Origin of the sequence: Pseudomonas sp. GL93, from assembly GCF_003408955.1 — a bacterium.
Lineage (GTDB): Bacteria > Pseudomonadota > Gammaproteobacteria > Pseudomonadales > Pseudomonadaceae > Aquipseudomonas > Aquipseudomonas paracarnis.
In genome coordinates this window covers 57,501-71,802 of sequence record NZ_NKRF01000002.1, presented here as the reverse complement: position 1 = coordinate 71,802, position 14,302 = coordinate 57,501, and the positions used below count along the sequence as shown (strand labels likewise).

At 61.1% G+C, this 14,302-nt stretch carries 17 protein-coding genes; 11 read left to right on the top strand and 6 right to left on the bottom strand.

All coding sequences use genetic code 11. From position 1 onward, the window contains the following. Positions 1 to 72 precede the first annotated feature (72 nt). The gene (locus tag CER19_RS00385) at positions 73 to 840 is read left to right on the top strand and encodes a hydroxypyruvate isomerase family protein (RefSeq protein ID WP_116664988.1); all 768 of its coding nucleotides are present in this window, start codon (positions 73 to 75) and stop codon (positions 838 to 840) included. Positions 841 to 843: 3 nt separating this feature from the next. Here CER19_RS00385 and CER19_RS00380 read toward each other — a convergent pair whose 3' ends face one another. Together CER19_RS00380 and CER19_RS00375 are read right to left on the bottom strand one after the other, a co-directional pair. Next, positions 844 to 1,932 (bottom strand): endonuclease/exonuclease/phosphatase family protein, encoded by a 1,089-nt coding sequence (locus tag CER19_RS00380; RefSeq protein ID WP_116664987.1) that lies wholly within the window; start codon positions 1,930 to 1,932, stop codon positions 844 to 846. Positions 1,933 to 1,973: 41 nt separating this feature from the next. Then, positions 1,974 to 2,633 (bottom strand): YciC family protein, encoded by a 660-nt coding sequence (locus CER19_RS00375; RefSeq protein WP_116665159.1) that lies wholly within the window; start codon positions 2,631 to 2,633, stop codon positions 1,974 to 1,976. 183 nt (positions 2,634 to 2,816) lie between these two features. Between CER19_RS00375 and CER19_RS00370 the strand changes: the two genes are divergently transcribed. The 3 genes from CER19_RS00370 to CER19_RS00360 all read left to right on the top strand — a co-directional run bounded on the left by CER19_RS00370 (position 2,817) and on the right by CER19_RS00360 (position 4,763). Beyond that, positions 2,817 to 3,530, top strand: a complete 714-nt coding sequence (locus CER19_RS00370; protein WP_116664986.1) for a DUF2076 domain-containing protein — start codon at positions 2,817 to 2,819, stop codon at positions 3,528 to 3,530. A 119-nt stretch (positions 3,531 to 3,649) separates the two neighbouring features. Continuing rightward, a complete protein-coding gene (locus CER19_RS00365; RefSeq protein ID WP_003194396.1) occupies positions 3,650 to 4,126 on the top strand; it encodes an NYN domain-containing protein in 477 nt (158 codons plus the stop codon). Between the two features lie 25 nt (positions 4,127 to 4,151). Then, positions 4,152 to 4,763, top strand: a complete 612-nt coding sequence (locus CER19_RS00360; protein WP_116664985.1) for a PolC-type DNA polymerase III — start codon at positions 4,152 to 4,154, stop codon at positions 4,761 to 4,763. 284 nt (positions 4,764 to 5,047) lie between these two features. On the opposite strand, the gene CER19_RS00355 is transcribed toward CER19_RS00360, so the two are convergent. Further along, positions 5,048 to 5,356: a DUF6124 family protein gene (locus tag CER19_RS00355; RefSeq protein WP_116664984.1), complete on the bottom strand. Its 309-nt coding sequence runs from the start codon at positions 5,354 to 5,356 to the stop codon at positions 5,048 to 5,050. Positions 5,357 to 5,713: 357 nt separating this feature from the next. Here CER19_RS00355 and CER19_RS00350 point away from each other — a divergent pair, with 357 nt between their 5' ends. Next, complete coding sequence (locus tag CER19_RS00350) at positions 5,714 to 6,280, top strand: hypothetical protein (RefSeq protein ID WP_116664983.1); 567 nt, start codon at positions 5,714 to 5,716, stop codon at positions 6,278 to 6,280. After that, complete coding sequence (locus CER19_RS00345; RefSeq protein ID WP_116664982.1) at positions 6,270 to 6,533, top strand: acyl carrier protein; 264 nt, start codon at positions 6,270 to 6,272, stop codon at positions 6,531 to 6,533. The genes CER19_RS00350 and CER19_RS00345 overlap by 11 nt, the downstream gene beginning before the upstream one ends. Positions 6,534 to 6,618: 85 nt before the next feature. Here CER19_RS00345 and CER19_RS00340 read toward each other — a convergent pair whose 3' ends face one another. Next, on the bottom strand, positions 6,619 to 7,080 hold the full coding sequence (locus CER19_RS00340) for an Lrp/AsnC family transcriptional regulator (protein WP_116664981.1): 462 nt from the start codon (positions 7,078 to 7,080) through the stop codon (positions 6,619 to 6,621). 160 nt (positions 7,081 to 7,240) lie between these two features. Here CER19_RS00340 and yedA point away from each other — a divergent pair, with 160 nt between their 5' ends. Both yedA and CER19_RS00330 read left to right on the top strand, forming a co-directional pair. Continuing rightward, positions 7,241 to 8,137: a drug/metabolite exporter YedA gene (gene yedA / locus CER19_RS00335; protein ID WP_116664980.1), complete on the top strand. Its 897-nt coding sequence runs from the start codon at positions 7,241 to 7,243 to the stop codon at positions 8,135 to 8,137. A gap of 48 nt (positions 8,138 to 8,185) precedes the next feature. Then, positions 8,186 to 9,520, top strand: a complete 1,335-nt coding sequence (locus tag CER19_RS00330; RefSeq protein WP_116664979.1) for a DEAD/DEAH box helicase — start codon at positions 8,186 to 8,188, stop codon at positions 9,518 to 9,520. Between the two features lie 120 nt (positions 9,521 to 9,640). Here the strand turns inward: CER19_RS00330 and CER19_RS00325 are convergent, their stop codons facing one another. Both CER19_RS00325 and CER19_RS00320 read right to left on the bottom strand, forming a co-directional pair. Continuing rightward, positions 9,641 to 10,867: a TIGR03862 family flavoprotein gene (locus tag CER19_RS00325; RefSeq protein WP_116664978.1), complete on the bottom strand. Its 1,227-nt coding sequence runs from the start codon at positions 10,865 to 10,867 to the stop codon at positions 9,641 to 9,643. 171 nt (positions 10,868 to 11,038) lie between these two features. Beyond that, complete coding sequence (locus CER19_RS00320) at positions 11,039 to 11,959, bottom strand: histone deacetylase (RefSeq protein ID WP_116664977.1); 921 nt, start codon at positions 11,957 to 11,959, stop codon at positions 11,039 to 11,041. Positions 11,960 to 12,036: 77 nt separating this feature from the next. Between CER19_RS00320 and CER19_RS00315 the strand changes: the two genes are divergently transcribed. The 3 genes from CER19_RS00315 (at position 12,037) to CER19_RS00305 (ending at position 14,219) form a co-directional block, all read left to right on the top strand. After that, positions 12,037 to 12,606 (top strand): GNAT family N-acetyltransferase, encoded by a 570-nt coding sequence (locus CER19_RS00315; protein ID WP_014720044.1) that lies wholly within the window; start codon positions 12,037 to 12,039, stop codon positions 12,604 to 12,606. Positions 12,607 to 12,765: 159 nt separating this feature from the next. Then, positions 12,766 to 13,635 carry an acyl-CoA thioesterase II gene (gene tesB / locus CER19_RS00310; RefSeq protein ID WP_003194379.1) on the top strand — a complete coding sequence of 290 codons (870 nt, stop codon included), beginning with the start codon at positions 12,766 to 12,768 and terminating at the stop codon, positions 13,633 to 13,635. Further along, positions 13,632 to 14,219 carry an HAD family hydrolase gene (locus CER19_RS00305; protein WP_116664976.1) on the top strand — a complete coding sequence of 196 codons (588 nt, stop codon included), beginning with the start codon at positions 13,632 to 13,634 and terminating at the stop codon, positions 14,217 to 14,219. The genes tesB and CER19_RS00305 overlap by 4 nt, the downstream gene beginning before the upstream one ends. Positions 14,220 to 14,302 lie beyond the last annotated feature (83 nt).

Sequence of the window (14,302 nt, the reverse complement as noted above, 5' to 3'; positions counted from 1 at the left end):
AACCAAGGATTTGGCCGCCAATGATACCCAAGGCTGATGATTTCGTTTTTTCCCAGGATGGATATGTACCCAATGCTCAAATTCAATGCTCACCTCGGCTTCCAATTCAACGAATTGCCTTTTCTGCAACGCATCGAAGCCGCCGCCGCTGCCGGTTTCAGGGCGGTGGAGTTCCCATCGCCCTATGAATTTGACGCCAGCCTGCTCGCCGATCACCTGGCTCAATACAACCTGCCGTTGATTCAGTTTGCAGCGCCGGCAGGTGTTACCAAAGGCATCGCTGCCTTGCAGGGCAAGGAGCAGGAATTTCGTGATGGGCTGCGCGAGGCGGCCCGCTATGCGAAGGCGCTGAACTGCTCGGATGTGCACATCATGTCTGGCGTGACCACACCCCAGGATGAGAGCGCGCCGGCCTACGCAAGTAACCTGGAATACGCGGTCAAGTACCTCGAAGATCAGGGTTTGCGCACGCTTATTGAAGTGATCTGCCCGCAGGCGATGCCCGGCTATTACATGTCTGACTTCAGCAAGGCGCAACAGGTGCTGGAAACCTTTACGAGTGTCGGGCTGATTCTGGATCTTTACCATGCCCAGCTTTTGACCGGCGACGCAGCCGGGGTACTGGCGCAGTTTTACGACAGGACCGTCCATGTACAAATCGCCGACAACCCGGGGCGTCATGAGCCGGGCACCGGGACCATGGACTTTGCCGCCTTGTTCGCGGCGCTGGAGCAGCGTGGCTACCGAGGATGGATCGGCTGTGAGTACCGCCCATCCGGCACCACGGTTGAAAGCCTTGAGTGGCTTGAGCCGCTGCGGGCCCAGGCGTTGAAACCCTAGGGGTTATTGTGCGGCAGGCAGCAGGAAGCGGGCGATCACCGGCAGGTGGTTGGAAATACGCAACGTATCTTCCTGCCGCACCTTCGCTTCCACGCGTTTGATCCGCGAGCTGTAGAACAGGTAATCCAGGGTGCGGTCCGGGCCATCAAGGCTTGGGTCGTTGGGGAAGTGCGTCAGCCATTTCTCACGGTCGATGCCACTGGATTGGCTGTTGCTGGGGATCATCGGGTATTTGTCCCACAGCAGATGCAACTCACTGTCCGGCGAATACTGGCCACGCTTGCCCGCGTCCAGGCGCAGGAACTGGCCCAGTGGCAGCAGGTTGAAATCCCCGCCAATCAACCAGGGGGTGCCGCGACCTTCGAGTTTATCCAGCAGTTTTACCGTGCTTGCCACTTGCTCCTGCACCGCGCTGCGCCCAGGTGCAGCGCCGTCCAGGCGGGTGTTGAGCACCGCCAGTTGGCCGCCATCGCTCAAGGGCAGATATGTCAGCAGCAGAGCTGGCTTGGGTTGGAACTGGCGGCTGATGACGTTGGCATCGGCGGTCGGCAATTGCAGGCGCTCGGCGTGCTCGATCTGGTAGCGGCTGAGTGTCGCCAGCTTGCGCCCGACGCTACCGAAGATATGCAGGCTGGGCACAAAGTCGGCTTTCCAGTCGAAGGCCTGGGCGCTGCACGGGTAGAGGTCAACCAGACGCTCCTGCAACAGCGCAAGCTGGTCCTGATAGTGGGACGGTTTGGCGCCTTCGTCGAGCTCCTGCAACAGCAGGATGTCGGGTTGTTCGTCGCGGATCACCCGAGCCACTTCGTCGAGGCTGAAGGCCATGTCTTCGACAGTAGGGCGATCGTCCGGGCCGCTGCCGTCCGGGGTGTCGTACCAGAACACGTAGTTCTTGCCGGCCAGGTATTGCACATTCCAGGTCATGACCTTGAGCGCCTGTCCCGGCAACAGCGTCGGGGCGCGGGGTGCCACGCAGTTGACGGGCAGGGTTTCTTTGTCGGCAGGGCGCCAGGTCAGGCTGTAGATCAGCGCGGCCAGCAGGCCGGCGATGATCAACAGGCTCAACAGGGTGATGCGCAATAAACGGGTCATCGGCTCGGCTTATATGCGTGTCAGAAGAGCCACGGAGCATATCACCGCACGTCGGCGTCGCCACCGATCAGCATGAATAAACGGAACAGCACCACGCTGGTGAACAGTTGCAGGAAGCTGTGGGCGCTGTCCATCAGCAGCCCCAGCAACGGCGCCGGCTCAGGGTACGCCGCCACGCTGGCGCCCTTGAGCAGCCACAGCGGCGTCATTACGCACAGCAGGCACACCAGGATGCGCCAGAAATGCCCGCGGGTCAGGCGAAAGCTTTCCTTCATCGCCGCCAACGCCGGCATACCGCGCAGCACCAGCAGGTATTCGGCAAACGCCAGCACCACCATCAGCCATAAGCCCGGCAGGAAATACAGCGACAGCCCCAGCAGAATCAGCAAGGTGCTCATGGCCGTCAGCAGGGCGAAACGCGGCCACAGGCTCAAGGCCATGGCCCATACGTCCTTGGTGCGCGGCGACTCGCCTCGGGTGCGGGCGTCGAGAAACAGGATCAGGGCGCCGGTGTACAGCGGATACACCAACAAACCCACGACCACGCTGTAGCCGGGAAACGCATCCGGGCCCAGCGTGTGGTCCAGCACCTGTTGCAGCAAGGCTTCGAGGATCACCAATGGCAGGCACAGCTGGACGATGGCACCCAGGTTGCGCTGGGTAAAGCGGAGGGAGTCGCGCAAAACGTCTAACGGATTCATCAGGGTCATCACAGGCCTGGAAGCAGAGGGCCACACTTTAACCGATCAGGGTCCAAAGGGGCGCAAACGTAAACCTTGAGTAAAGACCATTGAAACAACTCGTAACATCCCCATAACTGGAAGGCACCCGGCCTGATCACAGGCGGGACCGGAATTTTTTATCGGCAATCTAACGAGGTCGCCATGAACAGCGAAGAGCAAACCCTGATCGATGGACTGTTTTCACGGTTGCAACAAGCCGAAACGGACTCAGCCCCCCGCGACGCCCAGGCCGAAGCGCGGATCAAGGAGCACATGACTCGCCAGCCGGCCGCCGGGTACTACATGACCCAGTCATTGCTGGTGCAGGAACATGCGCTCCAGGCTCTGGATGCGCAGAACAAGCAACAGGCGCAACAGATCCAGCAATTGCAGGACGAACTGCAGCGGGCCAAGTCGGCGCAACCGGCGCCGGCCAGTGGTGGTGGGTTTTTGTCGAGCATCTTTGGCGGTAGCTCCCGCGAGCCCCAGCCTGCGCCGAACAACTCCGGTGGGGGCTGGCGTGAGCCGGCACGGCCGTCTTTCAACCAGCCAGCACCGCAGCAAAACTATCAGCCGCCGCAAGCACCGGCTGGCGCACCCGTGGGCAGCGGCTTCCTCGGTGGCGCCATGAAGACCGCCGCCGGCGTGGCCGGTGGTGTGTTGCTGGCTGAAGGGATCAGCAGCCTGTTCCATCACAACGCGCAGCCCCAGGTGGTGGAAGAGATCATCGAACAACCGGCACCGGCCAGCGATCAAGGCAACTGGGGCAACGATGACCAGCAGTTCGCCGGTAATGACAGCTGGGGCGGCAACAATGCCGACAGCGATTTTTCGGACGATTCCTCATCCTTTGGCGACGACGATTCTTTCGTCTGACCCACCAGGCCCGGGGCGCCACGGCGCTCCGGTCTGATTTTTTCCCGGAAACGCTCCCTTGGCTGGCATACTGGCGCCCTTTCCGGGCGCTGGCGCCTGGCTGTCCATGAGGAAGTGCGGTGAAAAAAATTGCAGTGTTCGCCGATGTGCAAAACCTCTACTACACCGTGCGCCAGGCCTATGGTTGCCACTTCAACTACGCCGCCCTGTGGGCTGACATCAGCGCGCGCGGGCAGATTGTCGAGGCGTACGCCTATGCCATCGACCGCGGCGACAGCAAGCAGCAGCAGTTCCAGCAGATCCTGCGCAACCTGGGGTTCACGGTAAAACTCAAGCCGTACATCCAGCGCAGCGACGGCTCGGCCAAGGGCGACTGGGACGTGGGCATCACCCTGGACATCATGGACGCCGCCGACCATGTCGACGAAGTCGTGCTGGCCTCCGGTGACGGTGACTTCGACATGTTGCTCGAACGCATCATCCACAAGCATGGCGTGCGGGCCGTGGCCTACGGCGTGCCGGGGCTGACGGCCAACTCATTGATACGCGCCGCCAGCCACTACGTGCCGATCGAAGGCGCGTTGTTGCTCAAATAGATCGTAGAACGGAGTTGGAACAGGTTTGGAACGTATAGCGGTCATCGACTTTGAAACCACCGGCATCACCCCCAGCAGCCACTGCCGGGCCACGGAGATTGGCGTGGTCATCCTCGAGCGCGGGCAAATCGTGGACCGCTACCAGAGCCTGATGAACGCCGGCGTGCGTGTACCGGCGTTTATCGAACAACTCACCGGCATCAGCAACGCCATGCTGCGCAGCGCGCCACCGGCTGAACGGGTGATGAACGAAGTCAATGAGTTCGTCGGCACCACGCCCTTGATGGCGCACAACGCCGCGTTCGACCAGAAGTTCTGGGACTTCGAACTGGGCCTGATCCGCCGCACCCGCCTGCAGAAATTCGCCTGCTCCCTGCTCCTGGCCCGCCGCCTCATGCCGGCGGCGCCCAACCACAAGCTCGGCACCCTCAACACCTACGCCAAACTGCCCCACACCGGCCAGGCTCACCGGGCGCTGGCGGATGCGGAAATGGCCGCCAACCTCACGGCGCACCTGGCCCAGGAACTGCGCCAGACCCACGGCCTGCGCGAACTGTCCCATGACTTGCTGTGCATCTTGCAGAAAGTGCCGGCCGCGAAGATCAATGAACACCTGAAGAAACATCGCGGGTTTTAAGGCCAGGCGCTGATCGTCCCCACGCTCTGCGTGGGCATGCATCTGGTGACGCTCCGCGTCACGACTTTAAGAGCGGACGCAGAGCGTCCAGGGCGGCATTCCCACGCAGAGCGTGGGAACGATCAGCAAACAGCGCGGGTTCTGATCCGGCTACTACCTCAAGAACACTGGAGTTCCAATGTGGGAGCTGGCTTGCCTGCGATAGCGGTGTATCAGCCAGCCATTTATTGCCTGGCCCTCCGCTATCGCGGGCAAGCCCGGCTCCCACAGGGGTTATGCGTCGCCTATCGAGGCTGTGCGCACTCCAGCGCCTGGTCCACCACGCCTTTCGCCATCTCCACCAAATGCATCACCGCCCGCTGCGGCGCCTTCATCACCTCGCCTGACGCATGGGCCGTCTCCACCGCGCAATGCAACAACTCCGCCGCATGGGCCAGGGCGTCTTCGAAGCTCAGGTTGTCATTCAGGATAAAGATCGGCGCATCCGGGGCGGATGCCTTGAGGTAGTAGTCGATGGCACGACGGTGGAGCAGGGCGTCTTCGCTGAGGAAGTCGGTTTTGGACTTGGGTGGATCGGGGGTGACTTTGACCATGGTGAAACTCCTTTGAGAAAAAGAAGCCATGACCACTCGCTTGCACGCGAATAGGTGGCAGCTGTACGCAGGTGTGCAAGACCGGGGCAAAGGAAACCCGGCAGACCCGAAGGTCTCCAGCGCACAGCCGCCATAACAGATGAACGCCGCCATAAAAAATGGGCGTTGAGATGTAGGGCGCTTGTGCTGGCCAATGAAACACTGGGGTTTTGAGGTCTCTTTCACCTGGGCTCTGAATGGTCGGTAGGCCAAATCCGGCTATGACCTAGGACCTTTCTGGTTTTCCTCTTTACTCCTCTATCGCGTCTTACTGCGACCTACCATCCCGTCTGTCACTCATGCACAGGGATTACAGTCATGCAGGAAAGCGACCTTCATACAGCGATCATGCGAAGCAAGTTGGAACTCGAATCAAATGGCATTGATCTGGGTTCCAGTTCAAGCATGGCGTTTCATGTGGGGAACACGATGACAAGCTGTCCGGCAGTCATGGTGTTGCCGAGTTCGCCAGGTTGGAGTCATGGCCCTTATTACCAGTTACTCAAGCCGATTCACGCTGACCCCACTGTGCCCGATACGACGTTTGATGAACTCTGGAAATGTACACAGCAACACTACGGCCTCACGGCAGCCACAGTGATCACTGGTGCGGCGGGTATACCGATAAGCAAAATTGCGGTGGGTGCTTGGGTTCACGTCGGCTCCAGCAAAACCACGAACCTGGCTAGCCTGATCGGAATGCGCTTTTTCCCTCGTACATTGATCAGGCAACCCACCATGGCCAGAATGGCAAAAGCAACGTTTGGCACGGTCCGGGTATTTGGCATCATCGGGCGAGGCATACCCTTCGTTGCTGCCGGGCTTGCAGTCTTTGACCTAGTCAGTATTGGTAAGTGTGCCTATGAGGCGAGGAATGGAAGGTAATCTGAGCAGAGCCGAAGTCGCTGAAAAAGTGATCCAGCTGTTCGTCGATATCATCGGTTTTATCGACCGAAGCAAAGTGACGGAGCAAACCGATTTCATCCATGATTTCGACATCATTGATGACGACCTGACCTGCTTTGTCATGCAGATCAAGTGGCAGTTCAAGCTGCAAGCGACGCAGCAGGATTGGGATCACATCACGACCATCAAGCAGATCGTTGATTTGATCGTTGAGCGTTCGACTCTTCGGTGAGGCCACTGACGCCATCGCAGGCAAGCCAGCTCCCACAGTTGACCGCGTTGCTTGGGCAGTACGCGATCTCTGTGGGAGCGATCGCTCAGCCAGCATTTTTCCCGTTGGCATCCAACTGCCCCAACGGCACCCGCCGCTCTATGGCGCTGGACAAAATAATCGAAGTCTTGCTGAAGCCAAACTTCGCTACCCGGTTAATCAGGTTCTCCAACTCGGGCATCGAGCCCACCGCCGCTTGCATGATCACGCAGGGGTCGCCCGTGACGCGGTGGCATTCGGTCAGTTCGGGTATTTCCGCCAAGGCGTCGTACACCTTTTGGCTGCCATGATTGGTCAGCCGCAACTCGATCACGCATTGAATCGGCAAGCCCACTTTGGATAAATCCACCTTGGCCTGGTAGCCGGTGATCACGCCGCTGGCCTCAAGCTTGGCCACGCGTTCGGCCACGGCGGGGGCGGAGAGGTTCACGGTGCGTGCCAGCTGCGCGTAGGAAGCACGGCCATCTTCAAGCAGGGCGCTGAGGAGCATGCGGTCGTATTTGTCCATGATAAGGCTCCGGTTACGCGTGGCTTTCGAAAGCACGGTTTATAGCCTTGATAACCATGGTTTGAGAAGTGTATTGGCGTTTTAAACAGGTTTTGTAACTTAAGTTTATCCACCTTCGTTTCTAGAATAAGTCTCCCATTTCCTGCCATAGAGCCGCCCAATGCCTGGCCCACGTCGCTTTCCCTTACCGTTGATCGCCGCCTTTTTTGCGTTGTATGTGATCTGGGGTTCCACCTACCTGGTGATCCGTATCGGCGTGGAGTACTGGCCGCCGCTGTTGCTGGCGGGGGTTCGGGTTTGCACGGCGGGCGCGGTGATGTACGGCTTCCTCAGGTGGCGCGGGGTGCCGGCGCCGACCTGGCCGCAGTGGAAGGCAGCCGGGATGATCGGCATTTTGTTGCTCACGGTGGGCAATGGTGGCGTGAGTGTGGCCGAACACATGGGCGTGTCGTCCGGCGTGGCCGCGTTGGCGGTGGCGACGGTGCCGCTGTTTACCTTGCTGTGTGGGTTTTTCTGGGGTGCGCGTAATACGCGGCTGGAATGGGCCGGGGTGCTGCTGGGGATCATCGGCATCGCCATGCTCAACATGGGCAGTACCTTGCAGTCGAGCCCACTGGGCGCGGTGTTGCTGTTGATGGCGGCGGCATCCTGGGCCTTCGGCTCGGTGTGGAGCCGGCATTTGCCGCTGCCCCAAGGCGCCATGGCCAGCGCCGCGGAAATGCTCGTGGCCGGCGTGGCGCTGCTGATCGTCAGCGCGTTGTCTGGCGAGCGCCTGCAGGCCATGCCTCCGCTGGAAGGCTGGCTGGCCCTGGCGTACCTCACGGTGTTCGGCTCGATCATCGCCTTCAACGCTTATATGTACCTGCTCAAACACGTACGCCCGGCGGCGGCGACCAGCTACGCCTATGTGAACCCGGCCGTCGCCGTGTTGCTGGGGATTGTATTCGTAGGTGAGACCATCGGCCTGGAAGAAGCCCTGGCAATGCTGGTGATCATCAGCGCGGTGTTGCTGATCAGCCTGCCCCAATGGCGCAAGCCCAAACCCGAAATAAGGTAAACTGCCGCGCATTACGCCCTTGCGCTGAATTTTTCCTACGGTAACTACATGACTTTCGCCACCCTTGGCCTGATCGAACCCTTGCTGCGCGCCCTTGAGACGCTTGGCTACCAGACCCCGACGCCGGTGCAGGCGCAAGCCATTCCGGCGGTGCTGGCCGGTCGCGACCTGATGGCCGCGGCCCAGACTGGCACCGGTAAGACCGCAGGTTTCGCTTTGCCGCTGCTGCAACTGCTGACCCTGGAAGGGCCGAAAGTCGCTGCCAACTCGGCGCGTGCGCTGATCCTGTGCCCGACTCGCGAATTGGCCGAGCAGGTTCACGCCAGCGTTGCCGAGTACGCCCAACACCTGCCGCTGACCACTTACGCGGTGTACGGCGGCGTGAGCATCAACCCGCAGATGATGAAGCTGCGCAAAGGCGTCGACATTCTGGTCGCCACCCCTGGCCGCCTGATCGACCTGTTTCGCCAGAACGCGCTGAAGCTCAACCAGCTGCAAACCCTGGTGCTGGATGAAGCCGACCGCATGCTCGACCTGGGCTTCTCCGAAGAGCTTGCCAACATTTATCGCATGCTGCCGAAAAAGCGCCAGACCCTGCTGTTCTCCGCGACCTTCTCCGATGACATCCGCCTGCTGGCCGGGCAGATGCTCAACGACCCGCTGAGCATCGAAGTCAGCCCGCGCAACGTCGCTGCCAACACCGTCAAGCAGTGGGTGGTGCCGGTGGACAAGAAGCGCAAGCCGGAGCTGTTTGTGCACCTGATGCGCAAGGGCCGTTGGAAGCAAGTGCTGGTGTTCGCCAAGACCCGCAACGGCGTAGACGCCCTGGTGGACAAGTTGCAGGGCCTGGGGATCAACGCCGATGGCATCCATGGCGACAAACCCCAAGCCACCCGCCAACGCGCACTGGACCGCTTCAAGACCAGCGACGTGCAGATCCTGGTGGCCACCGACGTAGCGGCCCGAGGCCTGGATATCGAAGACCTGCCGCTGGTGGTCAACTTTGACCTGCCAATCGTGGCCGAAGACTACATCCACCGCATCGGCCGTACCGGGCGTGCGGGCAATACCGGTGAGGCGATTTCCCTGGTGTGTGCCGATGAGGTGAACATGCTCTCGGCCATCGAGATGCTGACCCGCCAGACCCTCACCCGCAAAATGGAAGCGGATTTTGAGCCGGAGCACCGCGTGCCGGACACCGATGCCAGTGGGCAGGTGGTGAAGAAGCCGAAAAAACCGAAGAAGCCTAAGGCGTCTGGCGGTGGTGGTAAGCGCAACTTGGGCAAGTGGGTGGACAGTGGGGAAGTGGCGCCGGCTGAGCCTTCGATCAAGCCGGTGCGCAAGGTGCCGGTGTTTAACACCGGGCCGCGTAAGAAGAAATGATTTTGCGCTGTGGCTGATGGCCTCATCGCAGGCAAGCCAGCTCCCACCTTTGAAGTGTGAATACAGTCAAAGGTGGGAGCTGGCTTGCCTGCGATGGCGGCCTTGAATCCACCGCAAGTTTCAGCGGTTAAGCCACTCCAACATCCCCAGCCCAGCCGCCCGGCCACTGGCAAAACACCCGGTCAGCAAATACCCACCGGTCGGCGCCTCCCAATCGAGCATTTCCCCCGCACAGAACACCCCAGGCAAGGGCTTGAGCATCAACCGCTCATCCAGCGCCTCAAACGGCACACCACCGGCCGTGCTGATCGCCTCATCCATCGGCCGCGTCCTCACCAATGTCAGCGGCAACGCTTTGATATCCACCGCCAACTGCGCGGGATCGGTGAAGTGTTCAGCGGGCGTCAGCTCGCGCAGCAGGGCCGCTTTCACGCCATCCAACCCCAACTGGCTGTGCAAATGCTTGCTCATCGACCGCGAGCCACGGGGCTTGGCCAATGCGGCCTGCACCTTGTCCAACGGCTTGCTCGGCAGCAAATCGATATGCACCGTGGCCGCACCGTCGCGGTTGATCGCTTCACGAATCGGCGCCGACAGGGCGTAAATCAAACTGCCTTCAATGCCGGTGGCGGTGATCACGCATTCACCCAGCCGAGGCTTGTCATCCCCCAGGCCAATGGCGACGTTTTTCAACGGTGCGCCAGCGAATTTGCTGACCATCAACTCGCTCCACGCCGACACTTCAAACCCGCAGTTGCTCGGTTGCAGGCGCACATAGGGCAGGCCTTTGCCTTCAAACAGGTTAAGCCAGGCACCGTCAGAGCCCAGGCGTGACCAACTGCCGCCGCCCAAGGCCAGCAACACGGCGTCGCTGTGGACAACTTTATCGCCGTCCGGGCTGTGGATAAGTAAGTCGCCTTCGGCATTCCAACCCGTCCAACGATGCCGGGTGTGGATAACCAACCCGTGATCTCGCAGGCGCTTGAGCCAGGCGCGCAACAGTGGCGCGGCTTTCATATCGGTAGGAAATACGCGGCCGGAGGTGCCGACAAAGGTCTGGATACCCAGGCCATGGATCCATTCGCACAACGCCTCGGCGCCAAAGCTGCGCAGCAGCGGCGCCATGTGCGGGGCGCGTTCGGCGTAGCGCGACAGAAACGCGGGGTAGGCTTCGGAGTGGGTGATGTTCATGCCGCCCACACCTGCCAGCAGGAACTTGCGCCCCACTGAAGGCATGCCGTCGTACAGGTCCACCTGCACGCCCGCCTGGCTCAAGACTTCGGCGGCCATCAGCCCGGCGGGGCCGCCGCCGATAATGGAGACGTGGTGGGCAGAAGTCTGAGGCATGGGCAGGGCTACGATGGTTTGAATAGGCCGAGCATTCTACCCGACCACGACGCCCGTGCTTGATCAAAAAACGTACACTTTCCTACAGGCCATACGGCCACTCGCTTGCAGCCGCTTACGCTCAAGTTATCCACAGGCCGTTCCACAGGCATTGTGGGTAACGCTCACAGTTCAATGACAGCCTGATGACGTCCATACCCGCTTCGCGCTGTGGTGCAGGATGCCGTGGCGGCGGGCGAGGGCGGGGCGGTCTTTGCTATAGCCGCCACCGATTACGCCCATCACCGGAATGTCGCGGCCCAGGCAGTGGCGCATCACGCTTTCATCACGGGCGGCGACGCCTGCGTCTGTCAGCTTGAGGTAACCAAGGGCGTCGTCCTTGTGCACATCCACGCCGGCGTCGTACAGCACCAGGTCCGGTTGGTAGAGCGGCAGCAGGTAGTTGAGCGCGTCATCCACTACCTTGAGGTAGTCGGCATCGCCCATGCCCATGGGCAGCGGGATGTCCCAGTCGCTCTGGGCCTTGCGTGCCGGGAAGTTCTTTTCGCAGTGCAGCGACACGGTGATGGCATCCGGTGTGTCGTGCAGGATGCGTGCGGTGCCGTCGCCCTGGTGCACGTCGCAATCGAAGATCAGCACGCGATTGACCCGGCCGCTGGCCAACAGGTAATGGCTGATTACCGCCAGGTCATTAAAAATGCAGAAACCCGCCGGATAATCGTAATGGGCATGGTGGGTGCCACCCGCCAAATGGCAGGCCAGGCCATGTGCCAGGGCTTGTTCGGCGGCCAGGATCGAGCCGCCCACCGCACGCACCGTGCGCCGGGCCAGGGCTTCGCTCCAGGGCAGGCCAAGGCGGCGTTGGTCTTCGCGGGACAGTTCGCCGCTCATGTAGCGTTCGATATACCCAGGTTCATGGGCCAGGGCCAGGATGTCTGTCGGGCACAGCGGCGGGCGCAGCAATTGGCTGTCTTCGGTCAGGCCGCTGTCCACCAGGTGGTCACGCAACAGGCGAAACTTGTCCATGGGGAACCGGTGGTCCGCCGGGAACTCAGGGCTGTAGTCTTCGTGGTAGATCAATGGCAAGGGCATGGGATTTTCTGACGGGAACCTGCGACGGATCTTAACAGCGCTGTACACTCACGCACATGGCAAGGCAGGGGGGACCCATGGAGCCGATACTGGAACTGGAAAGTGCACGCTTGGTGCTGCGCCAATGGCGCGACAGCGACCTGCCGGACTTTGCGCGCATGTGCGCCGACCCGCAGGTGATGCGTTACTTCCCGGCTCAATTGAGCCACTTGGAAAGCGCCGCGCTGATCGGCCGGATTCGCGGGCATTTTGCTGAATATGGCTTTGGTTTTTGGGCCTTGCAGCGCAAGGACACGGGCGAATTTATCGGCCTGACCGGGCTTGCGAATGTCAGCTTTGAAGCCGGCTTTACCCCGGCGGTGGAAATCGGCTGGCGCCTGGCCCGCGAACATTGGGGCCTGGGTTATGCCAGTGAGGCCGCCTGGACAGCGTTGCGCTGTGGTTTTGACCGCTTGCAACTGGACGAAATCCTGGCCTTCACCACCGAGAGCAATCTGCCCTCACAAAAAGTCATGCAGGCCATCGGTATGCATTACGATCCGCAGGCAGATTTTGAACACCCGAAAGTCGCAGCCGGTGACCCGCTGCGCCCTCACGTGTTGTACCGCATCACCCGCGCCCAATGGTTGGACACGCTGCACGGATAAGCAGGCGGTCGTGCTTGAGAGAACCCTGTAGGAGCGAGCTTGCTCGCGAAGAGCGCAAGAGCGCTGCGGTAAACCAGAAGCGCTGCGTAATCGTTAGCGACCTTCGCGAGCAAGCTCGCTCCTACAGGTAGATACCGTTTTGCTTTGAGGAGAGTTTCAATGAGCCAAGTATTGGAAGATCTGGTGGACTTGCTGACCCTGGAGCCGATCGAGGAGAACCTCTTTCGCGGCCGCAGCCAGGACCTGGGCTTTCGCCAACTGTTCGGCGGCCAAGTGCTCGGCCAGTCGCTGTCGGCGGCCAGCCAGACCGTAGAAGAAGCGCGGCATGTGCATTCCCTGCACGGCTATTTCCTGCGCCCTGGCGATGCCGCGTTGCCGGTGGTGTATTCGGTGGACCGCGTGCGCGATGGTGGCAGTTTCAGCACGCGTCGTGTCACCGCGATTCAAAAGGGCAATCCGATCTTTACCTGTACGACCTCGTTCCAGTACGACGAAGAAGGTTTCGAGCACCAGACCACCATGCCGGTGGTGGTGGGCCCGGAAAACCTGCCGTCGGAGCTGGAGCTGACCCAGCAACGTGCGCACCTGATCCCCGAGCACATGCGCGACAAGCTGCTGTGCCCCAAGCCCATCGAAGTGCGCCCGGTCACCGAAAAAGACCCGTTCAACCCCCAGCCATCCGACCCGGTCAAGTACGTGTGGTTTCGTGCCGACGGTGCGCTGGCGGACACGCCGGCGCTGCATAAATACCTGCTGGCCTATGCCTCGGACTTCGGCCTGTTGACCACCTCGCTGCTGCCCCATGGCAAGACCGTGTGGCAGAAAGACATGCAGGTCGCCAGCCTCGATCACGCGCTGTGGTTCCACGCCGACCTGCGTGCCGATGACTGGTTGCTGTACGCCATGGACAGCCCTTGGGCCGGCAACTCCCGGGGTTTCTCCCGGGGCAGTGTGTACAACCGCGCCGGGCAACTGGTGGCGTCGGTGACCCAGGAAGGTTTGATCCGCCATCGCAAGGATTGGGCATGAGCCTCAGCGACGTTAGGCACTGGGTGTTCGACATGGACGGCACCCTCACGGTGGCGGTGCATGATTTTGCCGCTATCCGCGTGGCGCTGGACATTCCACCCGAAGACGACATCCTCACGCACCTGGCGGCCTTGCCGGCACCGGTTGCAGCGGCCAAGCACGCCTGGTTGCTGGAGCACGAGCGTGAGTTGGCCCTGGGTTCGGTGGCGGCACAAGGCGCGGTGGAGCTGGTACGCGAATTGGCCGGGCGCGGTTATCGCTTGGGGATCCTGACCCGCAATGCGCGGGAGCTGGCCCATATCACCCTGGAGGCGATAGGCCTGGCGGACTGCTTTGCCATTGAGGATGTGCTGGGGCGCGATGATGCGCCGCACAAGCCGGATCCGGGTGGGTTGCTGAAACTGGCGGCGGCCTGGGACGTAGCACCCAGCGAAATGGTGATGGTGGGGGATTATCGCTTTGACCTGGATTGTGGCCGGGCAGCGGGCAGCAAGACGGTGCTGGTGAACTTGCCGGAGAACCCTTGGCCGGAATTGGCGGATTGGCATGCCGAGGATTGTGCGGCGCTGCGCCGAATGATCTAACCCAGGCGACAGAGATCAAAGGTGGGAGCTGGCTTGCCTGCGATAACGGTGGGTCAGCTGACACTCTGTCAACTGACAGTCCG

Coding starts and splice junctions, on each gene's coding strand:
- CER19_RS00380 (WP_116664987.1), bottom strand. CDS start 1,932: ATGACCCGTTTATTGCGCATCACCCTGTTGAGCCTGTTGATCATCGCC.
- CER19_RS00370 (WP_116664986.1), top strand. CDS start 2,817: ATGAACAGCGAAGAGCAAACCCTGATCGATGGACTGTTTTCACGGTTG.
- CER19_RS00350 (WP_116664983.1), top strand. CDS start 5,714: ATGCAGGAAAGCGACCTTCATACAGCGATCATGCGAAGCAAGTTGGAA.
- CER19_RS00325 (WP_116664978.1), bottom strand. CDS start 10,867: ATGCCTCAGACTTCTGCCCACCACGTCTCCATTATCGGCGGCGGCCCC.
- CER19_RS00305 (WP_116664976.1), top strand. CDS start 13,632: ATGAGCCTCAGCGACGTTAGGCACTGGGTGTTCGACATGGACGGCACC.
- yedA (WP_116664980.1), top strand. CDS start 7,241: ATGCCTGGCCCACGTCGCTTTCCCTTACCGTTGATCGCCGCCTTTTTT.
- tesB (WP_003194379.1), top strand. CDS start 12,766: ATGAGCCAAGTATTGGAAGATCTGGTGGACTTGCTGACCCTGGAGCCG.
- CER19_RS00355 (WP_116664984.1), bottom strand. CDS start 5,356: ATGGTCAAAGTCACCCCCGATCCACCCAAGTCCAAAACCGACTTCCTC.
- CER19_RS00375 (WP_116665159.1), bottom strand. CDS start 2,633: ATGAATCCGTTAGACGTTTTGCGCGACTCCCTCCGCTTTACCCAGCGC.
- CER19_RS00385 (WP_116664988.1), top strand. CDS start 73: ATGCTCAAATTCAATGCTCACCTCGGCTTCCAATTCAACGAATTGCCT.
- CER19_RS00330 (WP_116664979.1), top strand. CDS start 8,186: ATGACTTTCGCCACCCTTGGCCTGATCGAACCCTTGCTGCGCGCCCTT.
- CER19_RS00315 (WP_014720044.1), top strand. CDS start 12,037: ATGGAGCCGATACTGGAACTGGAAAGTGCACGCTTGGTGCTGCGCCAA.
- CER19_RS00320 (WP_116664977.1), bottom strand. CDS start 11,959: ATGCCCTTGCCATTGATCTACCACGAAGACTACAGCCCTGAGTTCCCG.
- CER19_RS00345 (WP_116664982.1), top strand. CDS start 6,270: ATGGAAGGTAATCTGAGCAGAGCCGAAGTCGCTGAAAAAGTGATCCAG.
- CER19_RS00340 (WP_116664981.1), bottom strand. CDS start 7,080: ATGGACAAATACGACCGCATGCTCCTCAGCGCCCTGCTTGAAGATGGC.